Consider the following 21,653-nt stretch of genomic DNA (forward strand, 5'->3'; position numbering starts at 1 on the left):
TATTTACTGGAATTACGAAGCTTTACGCATTGATTTCATAATTAGACTCACAATGAATACGAGGATTAGTGAACCAAGGATGGCTGGAACAATGTAGAAGTCAGAAATCTTCGGACCCCATGACCCTAATAGCATTCCGCCAATCCATGCACCGATGATCCCGGCGATAATATTACCAATAATTCCACCCGGGATATCTTTCCCTAAAATCATGCCTGCAAGCCAACCGATAATCCCACCAATAATTAAAAACCAAATGAAACTCATACTGTCCATCTCCTTTTGAGTAAAAAATAATTTCGTCTGTAGTCTTTGTAATAACCTTAATTACAATACATTAAACATCGAGAACGAAAAAATTACCAAAGTTTTTAAGACAGTCACTGGATGATCGTTGCGCCTAATGTAGTTTCAAAATGGCGGAGTGCCCACTCATGACCCGCTGAATCGAAGCTTGCAACGCCTTGTTCATGGATGACGATGTCAAATCCCCGGTTGTATGCATCCACTGAAGTATGAAGGATACAAATATCCGTACAGACACCGACCAAGTGTAATTCTGTAATCCCTCGTGCTCGAAGAAGTAGTTCCAAATCCGTTCCTGCAAATGCGCTAAACCGTGTTTTGTCCATCCAATGGATTTCTTCCTTGCGTTCATCATACAATCGTTGGAGAGAACCATACAAATTCCTTCCAGCGGTCCCACGAATATTATGCGGCGGAAATTGTTTAGTTTCAGGATGGTACAAATCATCTAAATCATGTACATCAACTGGCATTACAACAAAGTGATTTTCATCTAAAAAAGTATTCGTTAAATTAGTAATATACTTCTCCAATTTAATTCCCGGTTTCCCACATGTAAGTGCACCATCTTCAGCCACGAAATCAATAGTGTAATCAATGACCAACAACGCTTTCTTCACCATGCAACACCCCTTTTCATTTCATCCATTCCATCATGCCATAACTGAGTGATTATTTCATTACTCTTAAATAATAGAATAGAAAAATATTTTTGCGCGGAAATGAATATCAGAATATACTAGAAAGAATACTAGCAGTTTCTAGAAGAAGGGAGATAATCTCTTGAATGAAGCCGTAACAGCCTATGCCAGCCTAACATGTCCATTCGCTTGTATTGACCTCGATGCACTTGACCGGAATATCGCATTCGTCAACAAGGCCTCGGGAAAAAAAGGAGTCCGAGTCGCCACAAAATCTATACGATCAGCAGAACTTCTGCAATACATTGCGAAAAGATTGGATGTTCCCGCCGGCTGGATGACATTCGATCTTAGGGAAACACTTTTCCTGCTTGAAAAAGGATTCAATGACCTATTACTCGGTTATCCGCAATTTGAAGAACAAGCGCTCAAGTGCCTCTTTCCTTATATTCGTGAAGGCCGGACTGTCGTCTTTATGGTTGACCGGATTGAACAGTGGGAGTGGCTTGAGTCAATAGGTAAGCGAAATGACATTGTTTTTGAAATCTGCATCGATCTAAACGTCTCAACAAATTTTAAAGTACTTTATTTCGGAACAAAACGTTCATCATTAAAATCGATTGAAGATGTGGAAATTTTATTGGAGGCCGGCAGTTCGTTCACACATACAATCATTACTGGTGTAATGGGCTATGAAGCGCAAATTGCGGGAGTGGCTGACATTCCGGAAGTGCGTTGGCAGTCTGCAGTCATTCAACAATTGAAGAGGCGGTCCCGTAAAGAAGTCCGCAATTTTCGTCAAAATGCCGTAAATCTTGTTCAGGAAAAATCAGCAAGTCTTCGATTTGTAAACGGAGGCGGCTCTGGCAGCATTGATTTCACATCGGTGGAAGAGGAAGTAACGGAACTGACAATCGGCTCTGCCTTTTATTTTCCTGCCTTATTCTCGCGGTATCGAAATTTGCCGCTCGAACCGGCAGCGACATTTGCTCTACGGGTCACAAGAATGCCCGAGCCCGGAATTATCGTCTGTCATGGTGGGGGTTATATTGCTTCAGGGGCAACGGGAACTGATAAAAACCCGGTGCCAATATGGCCTAGCAATCTTACTTACCTAAAAAACGAAGGAGCCGGTGAAGTCCAAACGCCTTTGAGAGATAAAGGGAAAACTCTTCAAATCGGGGATACCGTCTATTTTAGGCATGCCAAAGCCGGGGAACTTTGCGAACGCTTTTCTGAACTGCATGCAAGGCGCGGCTCCGAGTATGTCGGTGCTTATAAAACGTATAGAGGAGAGGAAGGATGTTTTCTATGAATGCTCCGAAAAAAGGGATGAAGTGGACGAACTGGTCAGGAAACGTAAAAGCTGCACCCGATTATTATCACTTCCCGAAAAGTGTCAGTGATATACAAGATATTGTTAATAGCTGCAGAATCCGTGGTGTATCCCTCCGTGTAACGGGAGCGGCTCATTCCTTCAGTCCTGTCGCTAAGCCAGAAAGTGACGCGCTGTCACTCGCTAATTTGCGCGGGCTTATTTCCTATGATTATGAAGCGATGGAAGCAAGACTGTGGGGTGGTACCCATTTGCATGAGGCGGCCCCGATGCTTGCTTCCATTGGCATGGCTTTCGAAAATATGGGCGATATTCAGGAACAGACAATTGCCGGAGCGGTGAGTACAGGTACGCACGGCACAGGAATCGCTCTCGGTTCCTTATCCAGTCAGGTTGTCGCCTGGTCGTGGATCGACGGGAAAGGGGAAGTACAGCATCATCGCCGTGATCAAAGCGATTTGTCGAAAGCACTAAGTCTTTCACTTGGTATGCTCGGCATCCTGCTTGACGTGACCATTAAGACAGTCCCTCTTTATAGCCTGCAGATGAAGAGCTATCAAAGTACGGTCGAAGCAGCGCTAGCCGAATGGTCAGCTGGTCATCACAACAATCGTCACATGGAGTGGTTTTATTTCCCGGGGACGGATACAGTCCAAGTAAAAAAGACGAATATCATCCCGCTTCACAAACAAACTTTACAATCGAAAACAGTCGATCTTATGAAAAATGGGCTTATTGAAAATGCTGGTTTCAAAGTGATTTCTGAAATTTGTCGTGTTAAACCAAGTATGTCGAGAAAGTTGACCGCTGTATCCGCGAAAAGTGTTCCAAACGGTTCAAAAAAGGGTATATACTATGAAGTGTTCCCATCCCCGCGATTAGTCAAATTCACTGAGACGGAATATGCAATTCCCTTACATACATTTAAAGCTTGTATCCAAGAAATTCATGCCTTCTTGCGTGCACATCCTTTTTACGTCCATTTCCCAATTGAATGCAGGGTCACTGCGGGAGAAGATGCATTTCTAAGCCCGACGCAAGGAGAGGAAACTGCGTTTATCGCTTTTCATATGTACAAAGGAATGGACGCTGAACCCTATTTCAAATGGGTGCATAACCTGATGGGAAAATACAGCGGACGGCCACATTTCGGAAAAGTCAATGATTTGACGAATGACAAACTGCAAAAACTCTATCCAAATGTCCAACGTTTCATGGAGATTCGAGAACAATACGATCCAAATGGTGTTTTTATGACAAAATACCTGAAATCTATTTTCAGTACGTGAAGAGCCTTTGCAAGAGAGGGTGAGTCATAACTTTAGCTTATGATAGACTATAAAGTTAATGTATTTTACTTATGTAGGTAGGTATTATATGATGGAGTAGAGAAAAGATGCTCATTTATAGCCTTTTCAGTAGTTTTTATAAGAAATAGAAGGAGGAATTCTACAATGGCAAAAAGCAATTTGCACAACAGCCGTACGTCATTCGATTTGAACGGCAAGACGTATAACTATTATCGTCTAGCTGCTCTTGAAGAAGCCGGCATCGCGAAAGTTTCCAATCTGCCTTACTCGATTAAAGTGTTACTTGAATCCGTCCTGCGCCAACACGACGGTTATGTCATCAAAGACAATCATGTTGAAAATTTGGCGAAATGGGGGAAAGATGCGGACGCGGATGGGGAAGTACCATTCAAACCATCACGTGTTATCCTTCAAGACTTCACAGGAGTGCCTGTTGTCGTTGACCTTGCATCACTTCGTTCAGCAATGGCAGCAATGGGTGGAGACCCTAACAAAATCAATCCAGAAATTCCAGTTGACCTTGTTATTGACCACTCTGTACAAGTTGACCGTTACGGAACAGCAGAAGCGCTTAACCTAAACATGGAACTTGAATTCGAGCGCAATGCAGAACGTTATCAATTCCTAAGCTGGGCACAAAAAGCTTACGATAACTACCGTGCAGTACCGCCTGCGACAGGTATCGTTCACCAAGTTAACCTTGAATACTTGGCTAATGTTGTCCATGCAGTCGAAAATGAAGACGGCACATTCGAAACATACCCGGATACACTTGTTGGAACTGACTCTCACACGACGATGATCAACGGTATCGGTGTTCTTGGATGGGGCGTCGGTGGTATTGAAGCAGAAGCGGGCATGCTCGGACAACCTTCATACTTCCCGATTCCAGAAGTTATCGGAGTAAAACTTGTAGGAGCTCTTCCAAACGGAACAACAGCTACTGACCTTGCGCTTAAAGTGACACAAACACTTCGTGCACATGGTGTTGTTGGTAAATTCGTCGAGTTCTTCGGACCAGGCGTAGCACAGCTGCCACTTGCAGACCGAGCAACAATTGCGAACATGGCACCTGAATACGGCGCAACTTGCGGATTCTTCCCAGTAGATGAAGAAGCACTTGATTACATGCGCTTAACAGGCCGCGAAGATAGTGATATCGCAGTAGTTAAACAATACTTAGTTGAGAACGATATGTTCTTCACTGTAGAAAACGAAGAACCAACATACACGGAAGTTGTCGAAATTGACCTATCTGATATCGTAGCGAACCTTGCTGGACCGAAACGTCCACAAGATATGATTCCTCTTACAGAAATGCAAAAATCATTTAACGAAGCAGTTGTTGCACCTGAAGGGAACCAAGGTTTCGGATTCTCTCCGAAAGAGCTAGGGAAAAAAGCTACAATCGAATTCGAAGACGGACGTTCTGTTGAAATCAAAACTGGTGATCTTGCAATCGCTGCAATCACTTCATGTACAAACACATCTAACCCATACGTTATGTTAGGTGCTGGACTTGTTGCGAAAAAAGCGGTTGAAAAAGGGCTTACACCACCAGCATACGTGAAAACGTCACTTGCACCAGGTTCGAAAGTAGTTACAGGCTACCTGGAAGATTCAGGTCTTAATGTGTTCTTGGATCAAATCGGATTCAACACAGTAGGATACGGCTGTACGACATGTATCGGTAACTCTGGACCGCTTCTTCCTGAAATTGAAAAAGCGATTATGGGCAACGATATGCTGATGTCTTCCGTTCTTTCCGGTAACCGTAACTTCGAAGGACGTATTCACCCGCTTGTGAAAGCAAACTATTTGGCATCACCGCCGCTTGTTGTTGCTTATGCACTTGCTGGAACAGTTGATATCGATTTCGAAAAAGATCCAATTGGTAAAGATAAAGAAGGCTTTGATGTCTTCTTCAAAGACATTTGGCCAACTACGGAAGAAGTGCAGGCAGTTGTTAAAGCAACAGTTACACCTGAGTTATTCCGTAAAGAATATGCACGCGTATTCACTGAGAACGAAGCATGGAATGCAATCGAAACAACAGACGATTCATTATATGATTTCGATGAAAACTCAACGTATATTCAAAACCCGCCGTTCTTTGAAGGTCTTGCAAAAGAACCGGCTGACATCCAAGCACTTTCAGGGCTTCGTGTCATTGGTAAATTTGGCGATTCAATCACAACGGACCATATTTCACCTGCAGGTGCAATCGGTAAAGATACGCCGGCTGGTAAATACTTAATCGACAATGGCGTTAGCCCTCGTTTCTTCAACTCATACGGTTCACGCCGCGGTAACCATGAAGTAATGATGCGCGGTACATTCGCTAACATCCGTATTCGTAACCAGATTGCTAAAGGTACAGAAGGCGGATTCACGACTTACTGGCCAACAAAAGAGATCATGCCAATCTATGATGCTGCGATGAAGTATCAAGAAGAAGGCACAGGTCTTGCAATCATTACAGGTAAAGACTACGGAATGGGTTCTTCACGTGACTGGGCTGCGAAAGGTACTTCACTTCTTGGTATCCGTACAGTTATCGCTGAAAGCTATGAGCGTATTCACCGTTCAAACCTAGTTATGATGGGCGTTCTTCCACTTCAATTCATGAAAGGCGAAAGTGCACAAACACTTGGCCTAACGGGTGAAGAGGAAATCAGCGTAAATATCGCGGAAGGCGTAAAACCACGTGATATCTTGAAAGTGACTGCGACTTGTAAAGACGGATCTGTCAAAGAGTTTGACGTGTTAGCACGTTTCGATTCTGAAGTTGAAGTCGACTACTATCGTCATGGTGGAATCCTGCAAATGGTTCTTCGTGATAAAATGAAAACGAACTAATTTCAACAAGCAAAGAGATGCCCGATGTAATCGGGCATCTTTTTGCTATTTATATGCAGTTTCAGCTTGAAGACAGCTTTTTCAGTGATGCTTTTGTATAATGGACAGTGAGGTGAAGACAGTGTATATAAGTGAAAAAGAAATTGAAATCAGGTATGCCGAAACGGACCAGATGGGCGTCGTCTATCACGCGAACTATTTAGTGTGGATGGAAATCGGGAGAACAAAGCTGATTGAGGACTTGGGCTATGCATATGCACAGCTTGAGGAAGACGGCTATTTAGCGCCTGTAACAGACTTATCAATCCAATACAAGGCATCGATGAAATACGGACAGAAAGCAACTGTACGGACTTGGGTGGAGTCGCATGGAAAGGTAAGAACAGTATATGGGTATGAAATCGTTCATGAAAACGGCGTAATTTCTGCAACGGCTAAATCGGAACATGTTGTCGTAAAGAAAGGGTCGTTCCGTCCAGTTTCCCTAAAAAAAATTGCTCCAGATTGGGATGCTAAATATATAGAAATCCAACGGTGTAAAGACTAATGGCATTTGGTATTAAACGCGCTGAACTGCAGGCATGGAAAGCAGCAGTCAGCGGAGGGGAAATGGCATTTTTAACTCATTACTGGCTCGACGAACGCTTTCCAGGATGCAAAACTGTCACAAAGGCAGGTTGCGTAGATATCGACAAACTTGTCGACTGGGGAAAACAATATGGATTGAAGCGGGACTGGATTGATATGCGTGACGATTATCCTCATTTCGATCTGTTCGGTAAGCATGAACGTGACATTTTAGAAAAGGAAGGGCTAATCGACCAATTGGAACGGTTCGGACTTTGAACATGAATATGCAATATAAAAATGCATAATTATTCTATTCGCAAATAAATTAAGAAAAGCGTGAGGCATTTTGCCCTCACGCTTTTTCGTATGAATAGATAAGTTCACCCAGTTTCGGATCTACATTGACATGTAAATCATGATCAATGAAATACCATTTGTCCCGGCTTTCAATATAATAACGGACATTATCATGCACTATTTCAACAGCCACTTCATCGGGCTGTTCTTTTGTCACACCTAATGAAAAGCCCGCGTGAAGTGAACTTGACCCACCGTATCTTGCAAAAAAGCGGATGGCGTCACCAGATTCAGCTTCCATCTCCTCTTTAAACCATAAAAGCGCTTCGTTCGACAAAATAATCTTCATTGGAAACACCAGCCTTTCGAACTCTGACTCCATTGTATTATAACCACTTTACTTTTGGCTCGGTTCCTGCTTTGATGCGACCGATATTGGCTCGGTGACGGTAGAAGATGAAAGCGCCAAACAAGCCGATCATTACCATCAAATAAATATCGCCTGTTCGGAAATAGTAGTAGATGCTGTATAAAAAGCCCACCACAGATACGATCATTGACGATAAGGACACCATTTTTGTTACTTTCAAAGCGACGAAAAATGTTATGAGCACGAGAATGAAAACAGGCCATTCATAGGCGAGCAACACACCGCCGGAAGTCGCAACGGCCTTCCCCCCTTTGAAATGAGCGAAGACGGGATACATATGCCCCACAACCGCTAGAACTCCTGGAATCAAGGGATGGACTGAAACACTGTCGAAAATAGGAAGGAGTGGCAACAGTGCAGCCGCCGTTCCTTTTAAAATGTCGAGTATTGTAACAGTAAGCCCCGCTGTTTTGCCGAGTACACGGAAAGTATTCGTTCCGCCAAGGTTTCCACTGCCGTGTTCACGGATATCCGTTTTGTAAAAAAGTTTCCCAACCCAGAGAGCGGAAGGAATTGAGCCGATTACATAAGCAATCAATAACAGTATGATAAGTTCCATGGACGTACCCCTTTTTTTATTTGTCTATGTATAGACTTAGTTTAGCAGAACCATGAAGTTGCGACAATGGGCTTCACATAGAGAACAGTATGAACTTAGGTTAACAGTTACGCTCTGATTTTGAACTTTTTAAGCTCTAACTGCTGATTTAAAGGACCAACAATTTTCTATCTTCATTGCAATAAAACGCTTTCTTCTATACAATTAATTGAGCAAGCTTCCGAAAACGTTGATTTGACAAGCTTTAAAGGAAGCAGTACGATTATATAAAAGAGAACATTCGTTTGATGGAGGTTGTACTTTGACGAAAAAACAAGATAATTATACGTATGATGATGACTCGATTCATATACTTGAAGGCTTAGATGCAGTACGAAAACGGCCTGGTATGTATATCGGTTCTACTGATTCACGCGGACTTCACCACCTTGTCTATGAAATTGTTGATAATGCGGTAGATGAAGCGCTAGCGGGATTTGGTAATGAGGTAGACGTTACACTTCATACAGACGGCAGTGTCAGTGTCCGAGACTACGGGCGCGGAATGCCAACAGGAATACACCAATCCGGCAAGCCGACGACGGAAGTTATTCTTACCGTCCTCCACGCAGGCGGGAAATTCGGCCAAGGCGGATACAAAACAAGCGGCGGACTTCATGGAGTTGGTGCATCTGTCGTAAACGCGCTGTCTGAAAAGCTTGAAGTAACGATTTTTCGCGATGGTAAAAAGTTCCTTCAGCGTTTTGAAAATGGCGGTAAGCCGGACACGACGCTTGAACAAATCGGAACAACACGGGAAAAGGGAACGCTTATTCACTTCAAACCGGATCCGACAATTTTCTCCACGTTAAAATATCATTATGAAACCTTAAGTGAACGTTTGCGGGAGTCTGCATTCCTGTTAAAAGGCTTGAAAATCGAGCTAAAGGAAGAAGGAACGGACAAGCATGATATCTTTCAATACGAAACGGGTATTGAAGCCTTCATTTCTTATTTGAATGAAGAGAAGGACGTCTTGCATGAGGTCGCATATTTGGAAGGCGAATCAGAGGGCATAGAAGTCGAATTTGCATTCCAGTTCAGTGATGGTTATTCAGAAACAATTTTATCATTCGTTAATAATGTCCGCACAAAAGATGGCGGAACACATGAAACTGGTGCAAAAACGGGCATGACCCGCGTATTTAACGAATATGCGCGAAAAACTGGTTTATTAAAAGAAAAAGATAAAAACCTCGAAGGCGCAGATATCCGTGAAGGAATTGCAGCAATCGTTTCGGTTCGTATACCAGAAGAAATTCTGCAATTTGAAGGACAGACGAAAGGCAAACTCGGGACAAGTGAAGCACGGGGAGTCACGGATTCAATCGTGTCTCAGAAACTGCTTTATTTTCTTGAAGAAAATGCGGATTTAAGTGCGGCGCTCGTTCGAAAAGCAATCAGGGCGCACCAAGCACGTGAGGCGGCGCGCAAAGCACGGGAAGATGCACGTACTGGAAAAAAGAGAAAAAGATCTGATACACTTCTTTCAGGTAAATTAACACCTGCTCAATCTAGAAATGCTGCAAAAAATGAACTTTATCTCGTCGAAGGTGATTCTGCCGGCGGATCCGCAAAACAAGGGCGAGACCGTGTATTCCAGGCAATTCTTCCACTGCGAGGAAAAGTGCTCAACACTGAAAAAGCAAAACTCGAGGATATCATGAAAAATGAAGAAATCAATATGATTATCCATGCAATCGGGGGCGGCGTCGGATCAGACTTTCAAGTCGCAGACATCGCTTACGATAAAATCGTTATCATGACAGATGCGGATACGGATGGAGCACATATTCAGGTGCTACTGCTGACGTTTTTCTATCGATACATGAAACCGCTTATTGAAGCTGGGAAAGTATATATCGCATTGCCGCCTCTTTACAAAGTGTTTAAAGGGACAGGGAAGAGCGAAAAATTTGCATACGCCTGGACTGAAGGCACGGATCTTGATGAAGCGATCGAAAAAGTCGGCAAAGGGTATATGTTGCAACGATACAAAGGACTCGGGGAAATGAATGCCGATCAGTTATGGGAAACGACTATGGATCCTGAAACACGTACATTGATCCGTGTAACGATTGAAGACAGCGCTACAGTTGAGCGTCGAGTTACGACTCTTATGGGTGATAAGGTAGAGCCAAGACGGCGTTGGATTGAAGATAACGTCGATTTTGGAACCCAGGAAGAGCATAATATTTTGGATAATGAATTTTTGCACGTTGAGGGGGATTTTGAATGACAGTATCGGAAAGCTACCAAGACCTTCCCTTGGAAGAAGTGATCGGTGACCGGTTTGGACGGTATAGTAAATACATCATCCAGGACCGGGCATTGCCTGACGCACGCGATGGCTTAAAACCCGTTCAGCGGCGTATTTTGTATGCAATGTTCCATGAAGGCAATACACATGAAAAAGCATTCCGTAAATCCGCAAAAACGGTTGGTAATGTTATCGGGAATTACCATCCCCACGGGGATACATCCGTTTACGAAGCAATGGTGCGGATGAGCCAAGATTGGAAACTTCGGCATATGTTGATTGAAATGCAAGGAAATAACGGTTCAGTCGATGGTGATTCGGCTGCTGCCATGCGGTATACAGAAGCGCGCCTTTCTGCAATAGCAGGGCAAATGCTGCGTGATTTAGGTAAAAATACAGTCGATTTCATTCCAAACTTCGATGATACTGAGCCTGAGCCAACTGTTTTACCGTCAAGATACCCCAACTTGCTCGTCAACGGTTCAACCGGTATTTCTGCTGGATATGCGACAGATATCCCACCACATGCGCTTCACGAAGTGCTTGATGCAGTCCTTATGCGGATTGACAACCCTGATGTCACAGTCGATGAGTTAATGACAGTTATAAAAGGACCTGATTTTCCAACGGGCGGTACTATCCAAGGGACAAATGGAATTAAAACCGCTTATGAGACTGGAAAAGGGCGCTTTATCATCAGATCGAAGTCATTCATTGAACCGTTAAAAGGCGGTAAATCGCAAATCGTGGTGACAGAAATCCCATATGACGTTAACAAAGCGAATATGGTAAGGAAAATGGATGAGCTTCGTCATGATCGGAAACTAGATGGTATCGCAGATGTCAGAGACGAATCGGACCGTACGGGTCTCCGTGTTGTCATAGAACTGAAGAAAGACGTCGATGGCAATGCTATCTTACAATATCTTTTGAAAAATACAGACTTGCAAGTTACGTATAACTTCAACATGATTGCAATCTCTGGACGCAGACCGACATTAATGTCATTGCCCATGTTGCTTGACGCCTATATTGGCCATCAAAAAGAAATCGTCACACGCAGATCCCAATTTGATATCCAAAAAGCACAAGATAGGCTACATATCGTCGAAGGCCTGATGAAAGCTTTATCGATTTTAGATGAAGTGATTAAAACGATTCGAGCATCAAAAGATAAACGTGACGCTAAGAATAATCTTATCTCAAAATTCGAATTCTCCGAAATACAAGCAGAAGCAATTGTATCGCTACAACTTTACAGATTGACGAATACGGATATTACGGAACTGCAGCAAGAAGATGCTGAACTCCGGAAATTGATTGAAAAACTTGCTGCAATTTTAAAAAGCGACAAAAAGCTTTCTGCTGTCATTAAAAAAGAGCTTCTTGACATTCGTAAACAATTTGCGGAACCAAGACGCTCAGTTATCGAGGAAGTAATCCAAGAAATTAAAGTCGACCTCGACATTCTAGTACCAAGCGAAGAAGTGATTGTGTCAGTGACGAAAGATGGGTATGTTAAACGTACAAGCGTCCGTTCACATACTGCATCGAATGGCACGGGCCATGAAATGAAAGAATCTGATTATACGCTACTAGAAGCACCGATGAACACACAGCATCATCTCTTGCTGTTCACATCTGCGGGGAACTATCTCTATCAGCCTGTTCATGAACTACCGGATATTAGATGGCGTGATCTTGGCCAACATATATCGAGTATTATCCCACTCGGGCAGAATGAAACGATTGTGGCGGCAATCGGGCTTGAAAACTTCGATGAAGAAGCGCTAATCGTAACAGCATCGAAAAATGGGTTAGTCAAACAATCGAAACTTGCCGATTTTAAAGTCCAGCGTTATTCACGAACGTTTAAAGCGATGGGAATTAAGAAGGGCGATTCTATGATTGACGCAAGGCTTGTCAAAGGAGATGAGGACATCATTCTCTTTACACAGCAGGCATACGCCCTCCGTTTCCCTCTTACCGAGTTGTCAGCAACAGGCATAAGGACTGCAGGTGTACGTGGCATTAACCTTAAAGAGGATGACCAGCTCGTTAGAATGGAGATTAATTCAGATGACGGGGCTTCCGTCTTAATCGCGACTCAACGTGGCAGTGTGAAAAGAATGGGCTTGAAAGAACTTGAAAGTGCTTCGAGGGCGCAACGTGGTGTTGTCGTTCTGAAAGAACTGAAGTCGAATCCACACCGTGTTGTGGGAGCGTTACTGGTGAAAAATGATGAAATTGTTGTTCTAGCAACAGAAAAAGGAACTAAAATTCCTCTAGTAGCGGGTTCATTACGGCCTGTTGATCGCTATTCAAACGGCAGTAGTCTGGTCGATGAGAAAAAGGACGGTAGCATAACAACCATATATAAAGATCCGAAAGCTGAAATCGAATAAATAAAATAAAAAGTCATGGGTGTAAATACCCATGACTTTTTATTTTCCCTAACGTATAATAATTCGAGATACGAAATAAAATGAAACTTCAATCAGATGAGATATTTCGCTGCTCTAGAACATAGTGTTTCTAGTCAGCCTTCTCGTTCATACGGGTTAAAAAGTCTATTTGAATAACAATAAGAGAACGGGGATAGGGTATGTGGAAAAATCGTAATATTTGGATCATCTTAACTGGAGAATTGATTGCCGGTTTAGGATTATGGACAGGAATTATCGGAAATCTTGAGTTTATGCAAGAAAAAATACCATCCGATTTCATGAAAGCATTAATTATGTCAGTTGGCCTTCTAGCAGGGATTCTAGCAGGGCCACTTGCCGGGAAGGTAATTGACCAATCAAGGAAAAAAAACGTACTTCTTATATCCGGAGCAGGCCGTTTGCTCAGTGTTATCTTCATGTTAATCGCCATTTCAACTGGATCTGTTTGGTGGATGGTTGCCTTCATGATTAGTATTCAACTATCTGCTACATTTTACTTTCCAGCGCTACAGGCCACGATTCCACTTGTCGTCAAAGATGATGATCTGCTGACAATGAACGGTTGGCATATGAATGTAGCCACAATTTCACGAGTGCTTGGTACAGCTTTAGCGGGGATTATGCTTGTCTATTGGTCGCTGATGTCGCTCTACTGGATCTCGATGATCGCTTACGGAGGCCTTCTATTATTCACCATGATGCTGCGCATCGATGAGGGAGAGGGAAGAGAGGCCAAAGTAAAATCTGTAGGTAACAAGGGTGGGTTCATGGAAGTGTTTCCTGTGTTGAAAGCCTATCCCGCTGTCGGCATGACACTCATTATGACGCTAATTCCACTACTATTCCTGGGATCATTCAACTTAATCGTCATTAATATTAGTGAAATTCAAGATTCTGCATCGATTAAAGGTCTTATTTATACATTCGAAGGGGTAGCGTTCATGATTGGAACGTTTGTAGTGAAGTATATTTCTAGGAAATGGCGAACGACGACGATATTGTTTACCTTCGCAACGATGGTGGCAGTCGCAGAATTTATGCTTTACTTTGCAGAAAGTACAGCTATTACATTAGGCGCTTTTGCAGTTCTTGGTTTTTCATTAGGCTGTTTTTTTCCAACAGCTATGGTCATTTTTCAGAAACAAATGCCGAAGGAGTATCATGGTCGATTTTTCTCGTTCCGCAATATGTTGGAACGGGTCATGTTTCAGGTTGTGTTACTGACAGCGGGAGCATTTCTTGATATTATCGGCTTGCAGTCGATGATCATTATTTTCGGACTGATCAGCTTAAGTTTGACGGCAATATTCTTTGTACAGATGAAAAGAAGAAATATCATATTGGAACAGCCAAAAAAAACTGCCGCAGAAAGCATTTGACTTTTTGCGGTTTTTTCTGTTTTATTGTGAGATTCAAATACCAAAAGGTTTAACAGGATGTTCCGGCACAATATAGAATAATAACAACGAATTCAAGTATTTAATCTATAGAGTCTGGGTTAGTGGTTCCATTCAATACCGCTTTGGCGCTTAGGGGATGATTACTGCCAAGGAAATGTACCAACGTTGACATAATTTTTATCCCTGAATGACAACAAATGTACCAGTAAAGATATTACATTTGACAGCTAATTGAACCGATGAAAGAGATTATCTTATCTGAACGAACAGGATGTCATTACTTGCCCCTACTGTGGGAGCGAATTGATCCGGCTATAAGTTTGGAAGACAAAAGATGAAAACTAGACTGATAGAAATTTTGTGAAAAGACTTTACAACAAAACTAAAGCGTTGTACAGTTGTATACTCGAGCATACAAGTAGAAATATATACATTCGGAGGTGAAGCATTGAAGCCATCATTAGATGAAAATCAACCACTTTTTCTACAAATTGCACAAATCATATTAGATGAAATCGTGGAAGGTCGTCTAAAAGAAGGAGAACAATTGCCCTCTGAGAATGAATTGTCTCGCTTTTACAATATTAATCGTGCAACCGTAAGAAAAGGGCTTCAAACTTTAGTTGATGATGCTTATATTTATAAACAAAGAGGTATCGGAATGTACTTGAGTGAAGGAGCTTATCAAAAAATAATAGATGAACGACAGAAACAATTTCGTCAGAATTATATAACCCCTTTATTAGAAGAAGGTGCCCGTTTAGGGATGGATGTCCAAAAGATTATCCGAATAATTGAGAAGGAGGCTCAATCATGATAGATGTAAATCAGGTTCACTTTAGTTATGATTCAACCAAAATATTGCATGACTTTAACTTGATAGAGAGTGAGAAAATCATCGTTGGACTTTGGGGGCGAAATGGAACTGGGAAAACAACCTTTATGAAGTTGTTAGCTGGTCATTTAAAACCTGATCAGGGTGAGATAAAGATACAGGGGTTTAATCCTTATAACCATAATCAAACAAATAATCATTTATGTTATATGCAAGAAGATCATCCATTCAGTAAGATTTGGAAGGTGAAAGATGCGTTACGCTTTGGTGATTATTACAATCCGAATTTTGATATGAATTTTGCTAAAGAGCTTTTAACAGTTTTTAATTTGGATGAAAACAAAAATGTGACCAGGCTCTCTAAAGGTATGAAATCAGCACTGCAATTTATTATCGGTATTGCCAGTAATGCTGATATAACAATACTTGACGAACCGACCAATGGTTTAGATATAGGTATGCGAAAGAAACTTCACAAAGTATTATTGGAAAGTTATGAAGAAAACCCGAGGCTCATTCTTTTATCCTCCCATCATATCGAAGAAATTCAAACTTTATGTGAAGCGTTGGTAGTGATTCATGATGGTAGAGTATTTCTCCATGAAACAATGGAAACGATGCGGGAAAAAGGCATTTGGTTAAGTGGAGAGAAGACTTCTTTTTTAAACATCATCCAGTCGCACACTGTGTTGGAGCAACAAGAAATGGGTACGAAAATGAAAGTCATGCTCGATGAACCTTATACGAACGAATGGAAGCATTTTGCTCAGTCCCATAGCTTATCAATTGAACCAGCTTCCCTACATGATTATTTATTAAATAGAACGGAAGAACGAAATGAGGTGAACAGATGAACTTGAAAAGTGGGACATTTAGGATGGTTTATGAAGAGACACTATTTGCCTTCGGGAAGCTGCTATTACTATATATAACAATCCCTTTATTTTTGTTATGGTTATTCATTGGATATTTCTTTAACTTGGGTGAAGATGTTATCGCCGCCATCTCAGGACCAACATATTTTTTTATTCTTCTGTTTGCAATTAATGGATTCAAAACTATATTCCCTGTCGCAATAGGAATGGGAAGTACAAGGATCAATTTGTTGAAAACCTTTTATGTGGTAGGTTTAGCAAGTGTACTGCTTATCACCTTTATTTTAAACGTCTTTCAATGGATTCTCTTAACACTTTATGAGCGATGGAACGTAGCAGCTCATATATTGCATCCAGCAACCTTTTTAAATCGAGAGTATACCTTCCTATCCTATTATTTAATAGATTTTATGTTAGGTATTTTTGCCTTCTCCTTCGCTTTTCTGTTTTTTACGATATATTATAGACTTGGTTTCAAGAAAAGTGTGATCTGGTTAATGGTGTTAGTGATCATCGGTACGCTATTAAATTACAGTGGTTTGATCGATTTTTCAATATGGGAATGGTTAGTGACTCAGCACTTTCATGACATGGTGATATTTTCTTTTGTGAATACTATTAGTCTGATTGCATTGTTCATCACATATCCAATCATGCGAAATGCGCCATTAACAGCAAAGTCGAAAAAGGATTAGAAAAAAGAATCATAAGAGCGATCAAATAATTAGTGGTGTGCAAAATTCAATTATATTCGGGTTAATCATCGCAGTCGTTGGTTTTGCGTTATCGCTATTAATACGCAATATAAGACAAGTAAGATAAGCTAAATATAACGTCCTAAAAGTGTTGATAATGACTTTTAGGACGTTTTTTTCGGATTTTTCGTGTGAAAATCACTTTCCATGAGTGGAGAACCTGAGAATAATAAGCAAACTTGACATGTCACCTTTTGGTGTCTTATTAAGTTGTTCTGAAGTTTATCCCGTGACATTGCAGGAAATGATAATGAAAAGGTGGGGGGGATTTTGGACGATAAAAGTCAAGTGAGGGATGTTTATGACGCTGTTGCCGATCCGACAAGGCGAAAGATACTTCGAATGTTGGCAGAGGTTGAAGAATTACCCCTATATGAGATAACGGTTCATTTTCAAATGGGTCGTACAGCAGTTTCTAAGCATTTGGCTATCCTTAAAGATGCTGATCTCGTATTCGCTCGAAAGGTCGGTAGGGAAACAAGATATCGGCTAAATCCCACCCCATTGAAAGAAATTCAAGACTGGGTATCTTTTTATGAAGGCTTCTGGAAAGAAAGAATTGCTAAATTAAATCTTTTATTGGAGGAAAAAAAATGAAATCAGATGTATCATTAGATTATCAATTTACAAGTTCAATCGAGCAGGTGTGGAACGCTTTAACAGATTCGGATACACTTGCGAAATGGATATGGGATAATGATTTTAAACCAGTCGTTGGACATAAATTTCAGTTCCGTGCAGAGCCTAACGAATGGTGGGATGGCATTGTAGATAGCGAGGTGCTAGAAGTGGACGAGCCTCATAAATTATCTTACACTTGGGTAAGTGCTGGAGAAAGCACTACTATTACATGGACTTTGAAAAAAGGTTCAGATGGAACTGTCCACCTACATTTCGATCAAACTGGATTTAGTGAAGCAACTAAAGCTCGTGAGGGTGCTATTGAGGGAGCTAAATATGCTTGGACGCAAATGGGTGATAAGCTCGAAAACGTGTTAGCAGAACTGTAAACTGCTTTCTTAATCCTCAATGATGCCTGTTTTTCTGCATCAACCTTTTGAGTAGGTACTTGAATATATCAATCAAATAGAATTTGATAATGATTACAAGTAATCGTTTTATACAAATAAAACATTCTTCAACAATAGGGCGCTTTTCCGGAACATGGAAAGCGTCATTTTTAATGGAAGAAAGGATTAAGTTAACTAACAATTTTTATCCTAATTATAATTTAACAAACGTGGCAATACTAAATTTAGAGACTGGAGAGGAGTTCACTATGAAAATAAATCAATTAATTGCGAACAATATTAACAAATTAGATGCAGTACTACCAGAAGATAAATCTTTAGGCATTGCTGGATTGTCTGGATCTGGTAAAACAACTTTTTGTCAAACAATTGGTGAAGAATCCAAAAAGCGTCTTGTTTCCTTATTGCCAAAGGCTGAATATCAGTATTTGTTCCCCAATATTATGGAAACGAATTTCAGTGCCATCAAAATGGAAGAAATGCCTCTAGTACTTTTTCTCGGAAAGTCAGCGATTTCTTCCAATCCACGTTCTACAATTGGCACCCATACAGGTGTATTTAAAGACATTCGTGTTACTCTTGCTGAAAAGTTTGAACTATCTCCAGAAGTTTTTTCATTCAATAATGAGCTAGGCTGGTGTCCGGGTTGTAAAGGGCGCGGTACTACCAAAAATGTCGAATGTAAAAAGTGTGAGGGCAGGCGCTACAATCCAGAAGTTGAGCAAAGAAGAATAGATTTATCGGGTCAACCGCACAGTATTTCCGATATCAACAACTTAAGCATTGAATCGATACTTTCCCTTGGAGACGAATTACATATAAGTGAAGCGAAACAACATATTCTTAAAAATATACTCAATATGAATATTGGTTACTTAACTTTAAATCGCATTATGGGCACATTGTCAGGTGGAGAATTAACACGACTTTACTTGGCAGAGTTCATGGCCACCAGTGAAAATACGGTTATTATAATTGATGAAATCTCCGTAGGTCTCGATCACCAAACATTATTGAAAATTTTAACAGAGATTAAACAATTGGGGTATAAGAATCAAATCTGGCTCATTGATCATTCTGACACGGTGCTCGACACAACGGATGAGCAATTGTTCTTTGGGCCTGGTAGTGGTAAATACGGTGGGAAGATTGTTGAAGAATCCCCACGTCCAAAACCAATCACTTCGGAACGAAACAAGGCAATGCCAACAGAATACTATCAGTTTCATAATCTTTACTGTCGTAATATTCAAATGGCAGAAATTCAGATTCCTCAAAATAGACTTGTAACCTTTACGGGTGAGTCTGGATGTGGTAAATCTACACTTGTCAATGAGTGTATTGCCAAGGATTTTCTGAAGCGATATCCAAAAGATAAACTGGTAATGGTGGGACAAAATCGAAACCAATCGATTACCAGTCGGTCAACAGTTGCAACTTTTCTTGATATTAAAAGGAAACTCACAAAGTATAGCGAAGAAATTGAGGATATTTTTCAGCGCTCGATTGAAGATATTATTGATGAACTGCCGAATGATGACATCGCTTATAAACGCTTGAGCCTATTAATTAAACTTGGACTTGGTTATTTGACGTTGGAAAGAAAAACACAGTCCTTATCGAATGGTGAATTTCAATGTGTCCATTTAGTTTCTGAGCTGTTTGCCAACTCAAGAAACCCACATACACTTTTTATTTTTGACGAGCCTTCAAAAGGGTTATCACAAAATATTTTAAATCAATTCATTGATAGTATTAGGGTTATTCTGCAGGATGAATCTGTCTCAATAATCATGATTGAACATAATGATTATATGATGGGAAGTTCTGATTTTATCGTTGATTTTGGTAAAAGACAGCTTGCACCTGTTCAACATCTTGACGTTGTCAGTCATGATGATTATTATAGTCAACAAAATAGTACAAATAGAGTTGCTCCGGTGCAAATTCCTTCAACTATCCATCAACAAAATGGGATTAACTATTTAAAAGAAAATCAGATTGCCTATTTTAAAAATGCAGAAAATGTCTATAAGGGCGGCATCTTAAAAAGCTTATCATCAATGGCCCGGTTAATTTATGGTGAATACGAATCCGAAACAATTGCACCCGTCATCGCCATTGATCTGGAACGGCACTTGTATAGTCAATATAGTTTTCTTTATGAAATGGGCGGCTTGATCAACCATATCGTGGCAGCTCATCCGACCAATAAAAATACGAAAAGCTTTGATTTCTATAATCAGGATAATCATTGTCCAAGCTGCTCGGGCCGTCGTCAGATTGAAAAGTTTGATATAGATGTTGTGATTCAAGATAAAAACGCTCCATTCTGGGAAGGCCTATTGCATCCAGATGTGATGGAGGTATTAAAACATTATCAATATTCAAGATTGGAATTCATTTTCGCTGAAATTAAGAATGAACTCGGCCACGATATGAGTAAAAGTTATAATGACATGACAGAAGAAGAAAAGCATACCTTTTTATACGGGTATTTGGAAAAATCATTTTATGATAAAGCAGCCAAGGCGCAGAGAACATGGCAAGGCTTTAATAGCATAATTGGGATGTATATGTTTATTTCGAAATCTATTATTAAAGAGCATATGAAAGCATCTAAAGAGATGATTACATGTCCAATTTGCGAAGGCTCTGTGTTAAACCATCATAAACAGCTCAAGTTTGGCGATACGGATATTCGTGAGATTATAAACCAACCACTTGATCAAGCATTGAAAACAGTAGGAGCGTTACCGGAACTGGTAAAATTGAAATCTATTGTCGGCGGAGATATGACTTTGACGGAAGATGTCTCTTTATTGCCTAGGGAAACACAAGTCGAACTGAAAGTATTTGAATTGGAAATGGCAAGCTTTGCTGGTTATGAAGTGGTATTACAAAATGCCTTACCATTCTGGGATAGAATTAGTAGCAATATCGAATCCATCAGCACGAACAACCAGGTTACGATCTGTGATTTTGATAAGATCACTGAGACAAGAGAAACGATCATTGATAAGTATTTCACCAATGGAAAATACAAAAAGCTTACCTATGTCTATGAAGCGTTTGGATATAAAAAAATTGTTACCCAAATTAATAAGATCAAAAAAAGTCATTCATGTCCATTCTGTAAAGGAAAGAAAGTCATTACAGAAGATAATCTCCATGATGGCGTATATAAATTAACGATCCCGTGTGTGAGTTGTAATGAAAGTGGTATCACTGATGAAGGACTTCAGGAAGTTGTCGAAGGCATAGCTGTTGAAACATGGCTCACTGGTAAAGTAAGTGATGTAGTTGATAAAAACCTATATACTGAGGCAGTTGCTGATATTCCAATCTTCAATCGTATTCGTGAGTTAAATAAACGAGATATGATGGCGGTTTATCAATGCCTTGAGCAAAATAATTAAATTAGATTTATTAAAACTACTGATATTTAAGTGAAGTGCTAATTGGCAGCCAGCGAAGGAAACTCATTTGCAATAATAAATTGCAAATGAGTTTTTATGCTAATCTGAAGAGGATCGTTTAATTGGTTAGTATTTACTTTGTATTCAAGTATTTAGAATACAGCATAAGCAATACTATGAATAAGCAAATTAGGTACGGTCAGTATCTCAACAGAGTTCTATACTTTTACTAGTTTTAATAGCGGCGAGATGGAGCAGCGAGAGCGAATGTTGAATCAATCCTA

18 protein-coding genes are annotated in these 21,653 nt (G+C 40.6%); 14 read left to right on the forward strand and 4 right to left on the reverse strand.

Annotated elements, in window-relative coordinates; all coding sequences use genetic code 11:
* Nucleotides 1-12: 12 nt before the first annotated feature.
* Together MKZ11_RS16315 and MKZ11_RS16320 are read right to left on the reverse strand one after the other, a co-directional pair.
* Nucleotides 13-267 carry a GlsB/YeaQ/YmgE family stress response membrane protein gene (locus MKZ11_RS16315; protein WP_340795434.1) on the reverse strand — a complete coding sequence of 85 codons (255 nt, stop codon included), beginning with the start codon at nt 265-267 and terminating at the stop codon, nt 13-15.
* A gap of 113 nt (nt 268-380) precedes the next feature.
* Nucleotides 381-926 (reverse strand): cysteine hydrolase family protein, encoded by a 546-nt coding sequence (locus MKZ11_RS16320; protein WP_340797029.1) that lies wholly within the window; start codon nt 924-926, stop codon nt 381-383.
* A gap of 163 nt (nt 927-1,089) precedes the next feature.
* On the opposite strand from MKZ11_RS16320, the gene MKZ11_RS16325 reads away from it, so the two are divergent.
* The 5 genes from MKZ11_RS16325 to MKZ11_RS16345 all read left to right on the forward strand — a co-directional run bounded on the left by MKZ11_RS16325 (nt 1,090) and on the right by MKZ11_RS16345 (nt 7,298).
* Nucleotides 1,090-2,262 carry an alanine racemase gene (locus MKZ11_RS16325; protein ID WP_340795435.1) on the forward strand — a complete coding sequence of 391 codons (1,173 nt, stop codon included), beginning with the start codon at nt 1,090-1,092 and terminating at the stop codon, nt 2,260-2,262.
* Nucleotides 2,250-3,572, forward strand: coding sequence for a D-arabinono-1,4-lactone oxidase (locus MKZ11_RS16330; RefSeq protein WP_340795436.1), 1,323 nt, complete (start codon nt 2,250-2,252; stop codon nt 3,570-3,572). The genes MKZ11_RS16325 and MKZ11_RS16330 overlap by 13 nt, the downstream gene beginning before the upstream one ends.
* Before the next feature lie 165 nt (nt 3,573-3,737).
* Nucleotides 3,738-6,452 carry an aconitate hydratase AcnA gene (gene acnA / locus MKZ11_RS16335; protein ID WP_340795437.1) on the forward strand — a complete coding sequence of 905 codons (2,715 nt, stop codon included), beginning with the start codon at nt 3,738-3,740 and terminating at the stop codon, nt 6,450-6,452.
* A 121-nt stretch (nt 6,453-6,573) separates the two neighbouring features.
* Entirely contained in the window at nt 6,574-6,999 is a 426-nt protein-coding gene (locus MKZ11_RS16340) for an acyl-CoA thioesterase (protein ID WP_340795438.1), read from the forward strand.
* Nucleotides 6,999-7,298: a hypothetical protein gene (locus MKZ11_RS16345; protein ID WP_340795439.1), complete on the forward strand. Its 300-nt coding sequence runs from the start codon at nt 6,999-7,001 to the stop codon at nt 7,296-7,298. The genes MKZ11_RS16340 and MKZ11_RS16345 overlap by 1 nt, the downstream gene beginning before the upstream one ends.
* A gap of 76 nt (nt 7,299-7,374) precedes the next feature.
* Here MKZ11_RS16345 and MKZ11_RS16350 read toward each other — a convergent pair whose 3' ends face one another.
* Nucleotides 7,375-7,668 carry a HesB/YadR/YfhF family protein gene (locus MKZ11_RS16350; RefSeq protein WP_340795440.1) on the reverse strand — a complete coding sequence of 98 codons (294 nt, stop codon included), beginning with the start codon at nt 7,666-7,668 and terminating at the stop codon, nt 7,375-7,377.
* A gap of 37 nt (nt 7,669-7,705) precedes the next feature.
* Nucleotides 7,706-8,308 carry a glycerol-3-phosphate 1-O-acyltransferase PlsY gene (gene plsY, locus MKZ11_RS16355; RefSeq protein WP_340795441.1) on the reverse strand — a complete coding sequence of 201 codons (603 nt, stop codon included), beginning with the start codon at nt 8,306-8,308 and terminating at the stop codon, nt 7,706-7,708.
* A 301-nt stretch (nt 8,309-8,609) separates the two neighbouring features.
* Between plsY and parE the strand changes: the two genes are divergently transcribed.
* From parE to MKZ11_RS16400, 9 genes are all read left to right on the forward strand, one after another.
* A complete protein-coding gene (gene parE / locus MKZ11_RS16360; protein ID WP_340795442.1) occupies nt 8,610-10,586 on the forward strand; it encodes a DNA topoisomerase IV subunit B in 1,977 nt (658 codons plus the stop codon).
* A complete protein-coding gene (parC, locus tag MKZ11_RS16365) occupies nt 10,583-13,012 on the forward strand; it encodes a DNA topoisomerase IV subunit A (RefSeq protein WP_340795443.1) in 2,430 nt (809 codons plus the stop codon). The genes parE and parC overlap by 4 nt, the downstream gene beginning before the upstream one ends.
* Before the next feature lie 200 nt (nt 13,013-13,212).
* Nucleotides 13,213-14,433, forward strand: coding sequence for an MFS transporter (locus tag MKZ11_RS16370; protein WP_340795444.1), 1,221 nt, complete (start codon nt 13,213-13,215; stop codon nt 14,431-14,433).
* 469 nt (nt 14,434-14,902) lie between these two features.
* Nucleotides 14,903-15,271, forward strand: a complete 369-nt coding sequence (locus MKZ11_RS16375) for a GntR family transcriptional regulator (RefSeq protein WP_340795445.1) — start codon at nt 14,903-14,905, stop codon at nt 15,269-15,271.
* Complete coding sequence (locus tag MKZ11_RS16380) at nt 15,268-16,143, forward strand: ABC transporter ATP-binding protein (RefSeq protein ID WP_340795446.1); 876 nt, start codon at nt 15,268-15,270, stop codon at nt 16,141-16,143. Before MKZ11_RS16375 ends, MKZ11_RS16380 begins: the two co-directional genes overlap by 4 nt.
* Nucleotides 16,140-16,859 carry a hypothetical protein gene (locus MKZ11_RS16385; protein ID WP_340795447.1) on the forward strand — a complete coding sequence of 240 codons (720 nt, stop codon included), beginning with the start codon at nt 16,140-16,142 and terminating at the stop codon, nt 16,857-16,859. Before MKZ11_RS16380 ends, MKZ11_RS16385 begins: the two co-directional genes overlap by 4 nt.
* A 330-nt stretch (nt 16,860-17,189) precedes the next feature.
* Complete coding sequence (locus tag MKZ11_RS16390; protein ID WP_340795448.1) at nt 17,190-17,516, forward strand: ArsR/SmtB family transcription factor; 327 nt, start codon at nt 17,190-17,192, stop codon at nt 17,514-17,516.
* Nucleotides 17,513-17,929: an SRPBCC family protein gene (locus tag MKZ11_RS16395; protein ID WP_340795449.1), complete on the forward strand. Its 417-nt coding sequence runs from the start codon at nt 17,513-17,515 to the stop codon at nt 17,927-17,929. The genes MKZ11_RS16390 and MKZ11_RS16395 overlap by 4 nt, the downstream gene beginning before the upstream one ends.
* Before the next feature lie 269 nt (nt 17,930-18,198).
* Nucleotides 18,199-21,369 carry an ATP-binding cassette domain-containing protein gene (locus tag MKZ11_RS16400; protein ID WP_340797030.1) on the forward strand — a complete coding sequence of 1,057 codons (3,171 nt, stop codon included), beginning with the start codon at nt 18,199-18,201 and terminating at the stop codon, nt 21,367-21,369.
* Nucleotides 21,370-21,653: the final 284 nt, after the last annotated feature.

It is taken from the genome of Sporosarcina sp. FSL K6-1508 (assembly GCF_038007465.1).
GTDB classification, from domain to species: domain Bacteria; phylum Bacillota; class Bacilli; order Bacillales_A; family Planococcaceae; genus Sporosarcina; species Sporosarcina psychrophila_B.

What these genes read in the sequence shown, in the direction of transcription:
- MKZ11_RS16315 (WP_340795434.1), bottom strand. Translation starts at nt 267, where the DNA reads ATGAGTTTCATTTGGTTTTTAATTATTGGTGGGATTATCGGTTGGCTT.
- MKZ11_RS16330 (WP_340795436.1), top strand. Translation starts at nt 2,250, where the DNA reads ATGTTTTCTATGAATGCTCCGAAAAAAGGGATGAAGTGGACGAACTGG.
- acnA (WP_340795437.1), top strand. Translation starts at nt 3,738, where the DNA reads ATGGCAAAAAGCAATTTGCACAACAGCCGTACGTCATTCGATTTGAAC.
- MKZ11_RS16345 (WP_340795439.1), top strand. Translation starts at nt 6,999, where the DNA reads ATGGCATTTGGTATTAAACGCGCTGAACTGCAGGCATGGAAAGCAGCA.
- MKZ11_RS16350 (WP_340795440.1), bottom strand. Translation starts at nt 7,668, where the DNA reads ATGAAGATTATTTTGTCGAACGAAGCGCTTTTATGGTTTAAAGAGGAG.
- plsY (WP_340795441.1), bottom strand. Translation starts at nt 8,308, where the DNA reads ATGGAACTTATCATACTGTTATTGATTGCTTATGTAATCGGCTCAATT.
- parC (WP_340795443.1), top strand. Translation starts at nt 10,583, where the DNA reads ATGACAGTATCGGAAAGCTACCAAGACCTTCCCTTGGAAGAAGTGATC.
- MKZ11_RS16370 (WP_340795444.1), top strand. Translation starts at nt 13,213, where the DNA reads ATGTGGAAAAATCGTAATATTTGGATCATCTTAACTGGAGAATTGATT.
- MKZ11_RS16380 (WP_340795446.1), top strand. Translation starts at nt 15,268, where the DNA reads ATGATAGATGTAAATCAGGTTCACTTTAGTTATGATTCAACCAAAATA.
- MKZ11_RS16385 (WP_340795447.1), top strand. Translation starts at nt 16,140, where the DNA reads ATGAACTTGAAAAGTGGGACATTTAGGATGGTTTATGAAGAGACACTA.
- MKZ11_RS16395 (WP_340795449.1), top strand. Translation starts at nt 17,513, where the DNA reads ATGAAATCAGATGTATCATTAGATTATCAATTTACAAGTTCAATCGAG.
- MKZ11_RS16400 (WP_340797030.1), top strand. Translation starts at nt 18,199, where the DNA reads ATGAAAATAAATCAATTAATTGCGAACAATATTAACAAATTAGATGCA.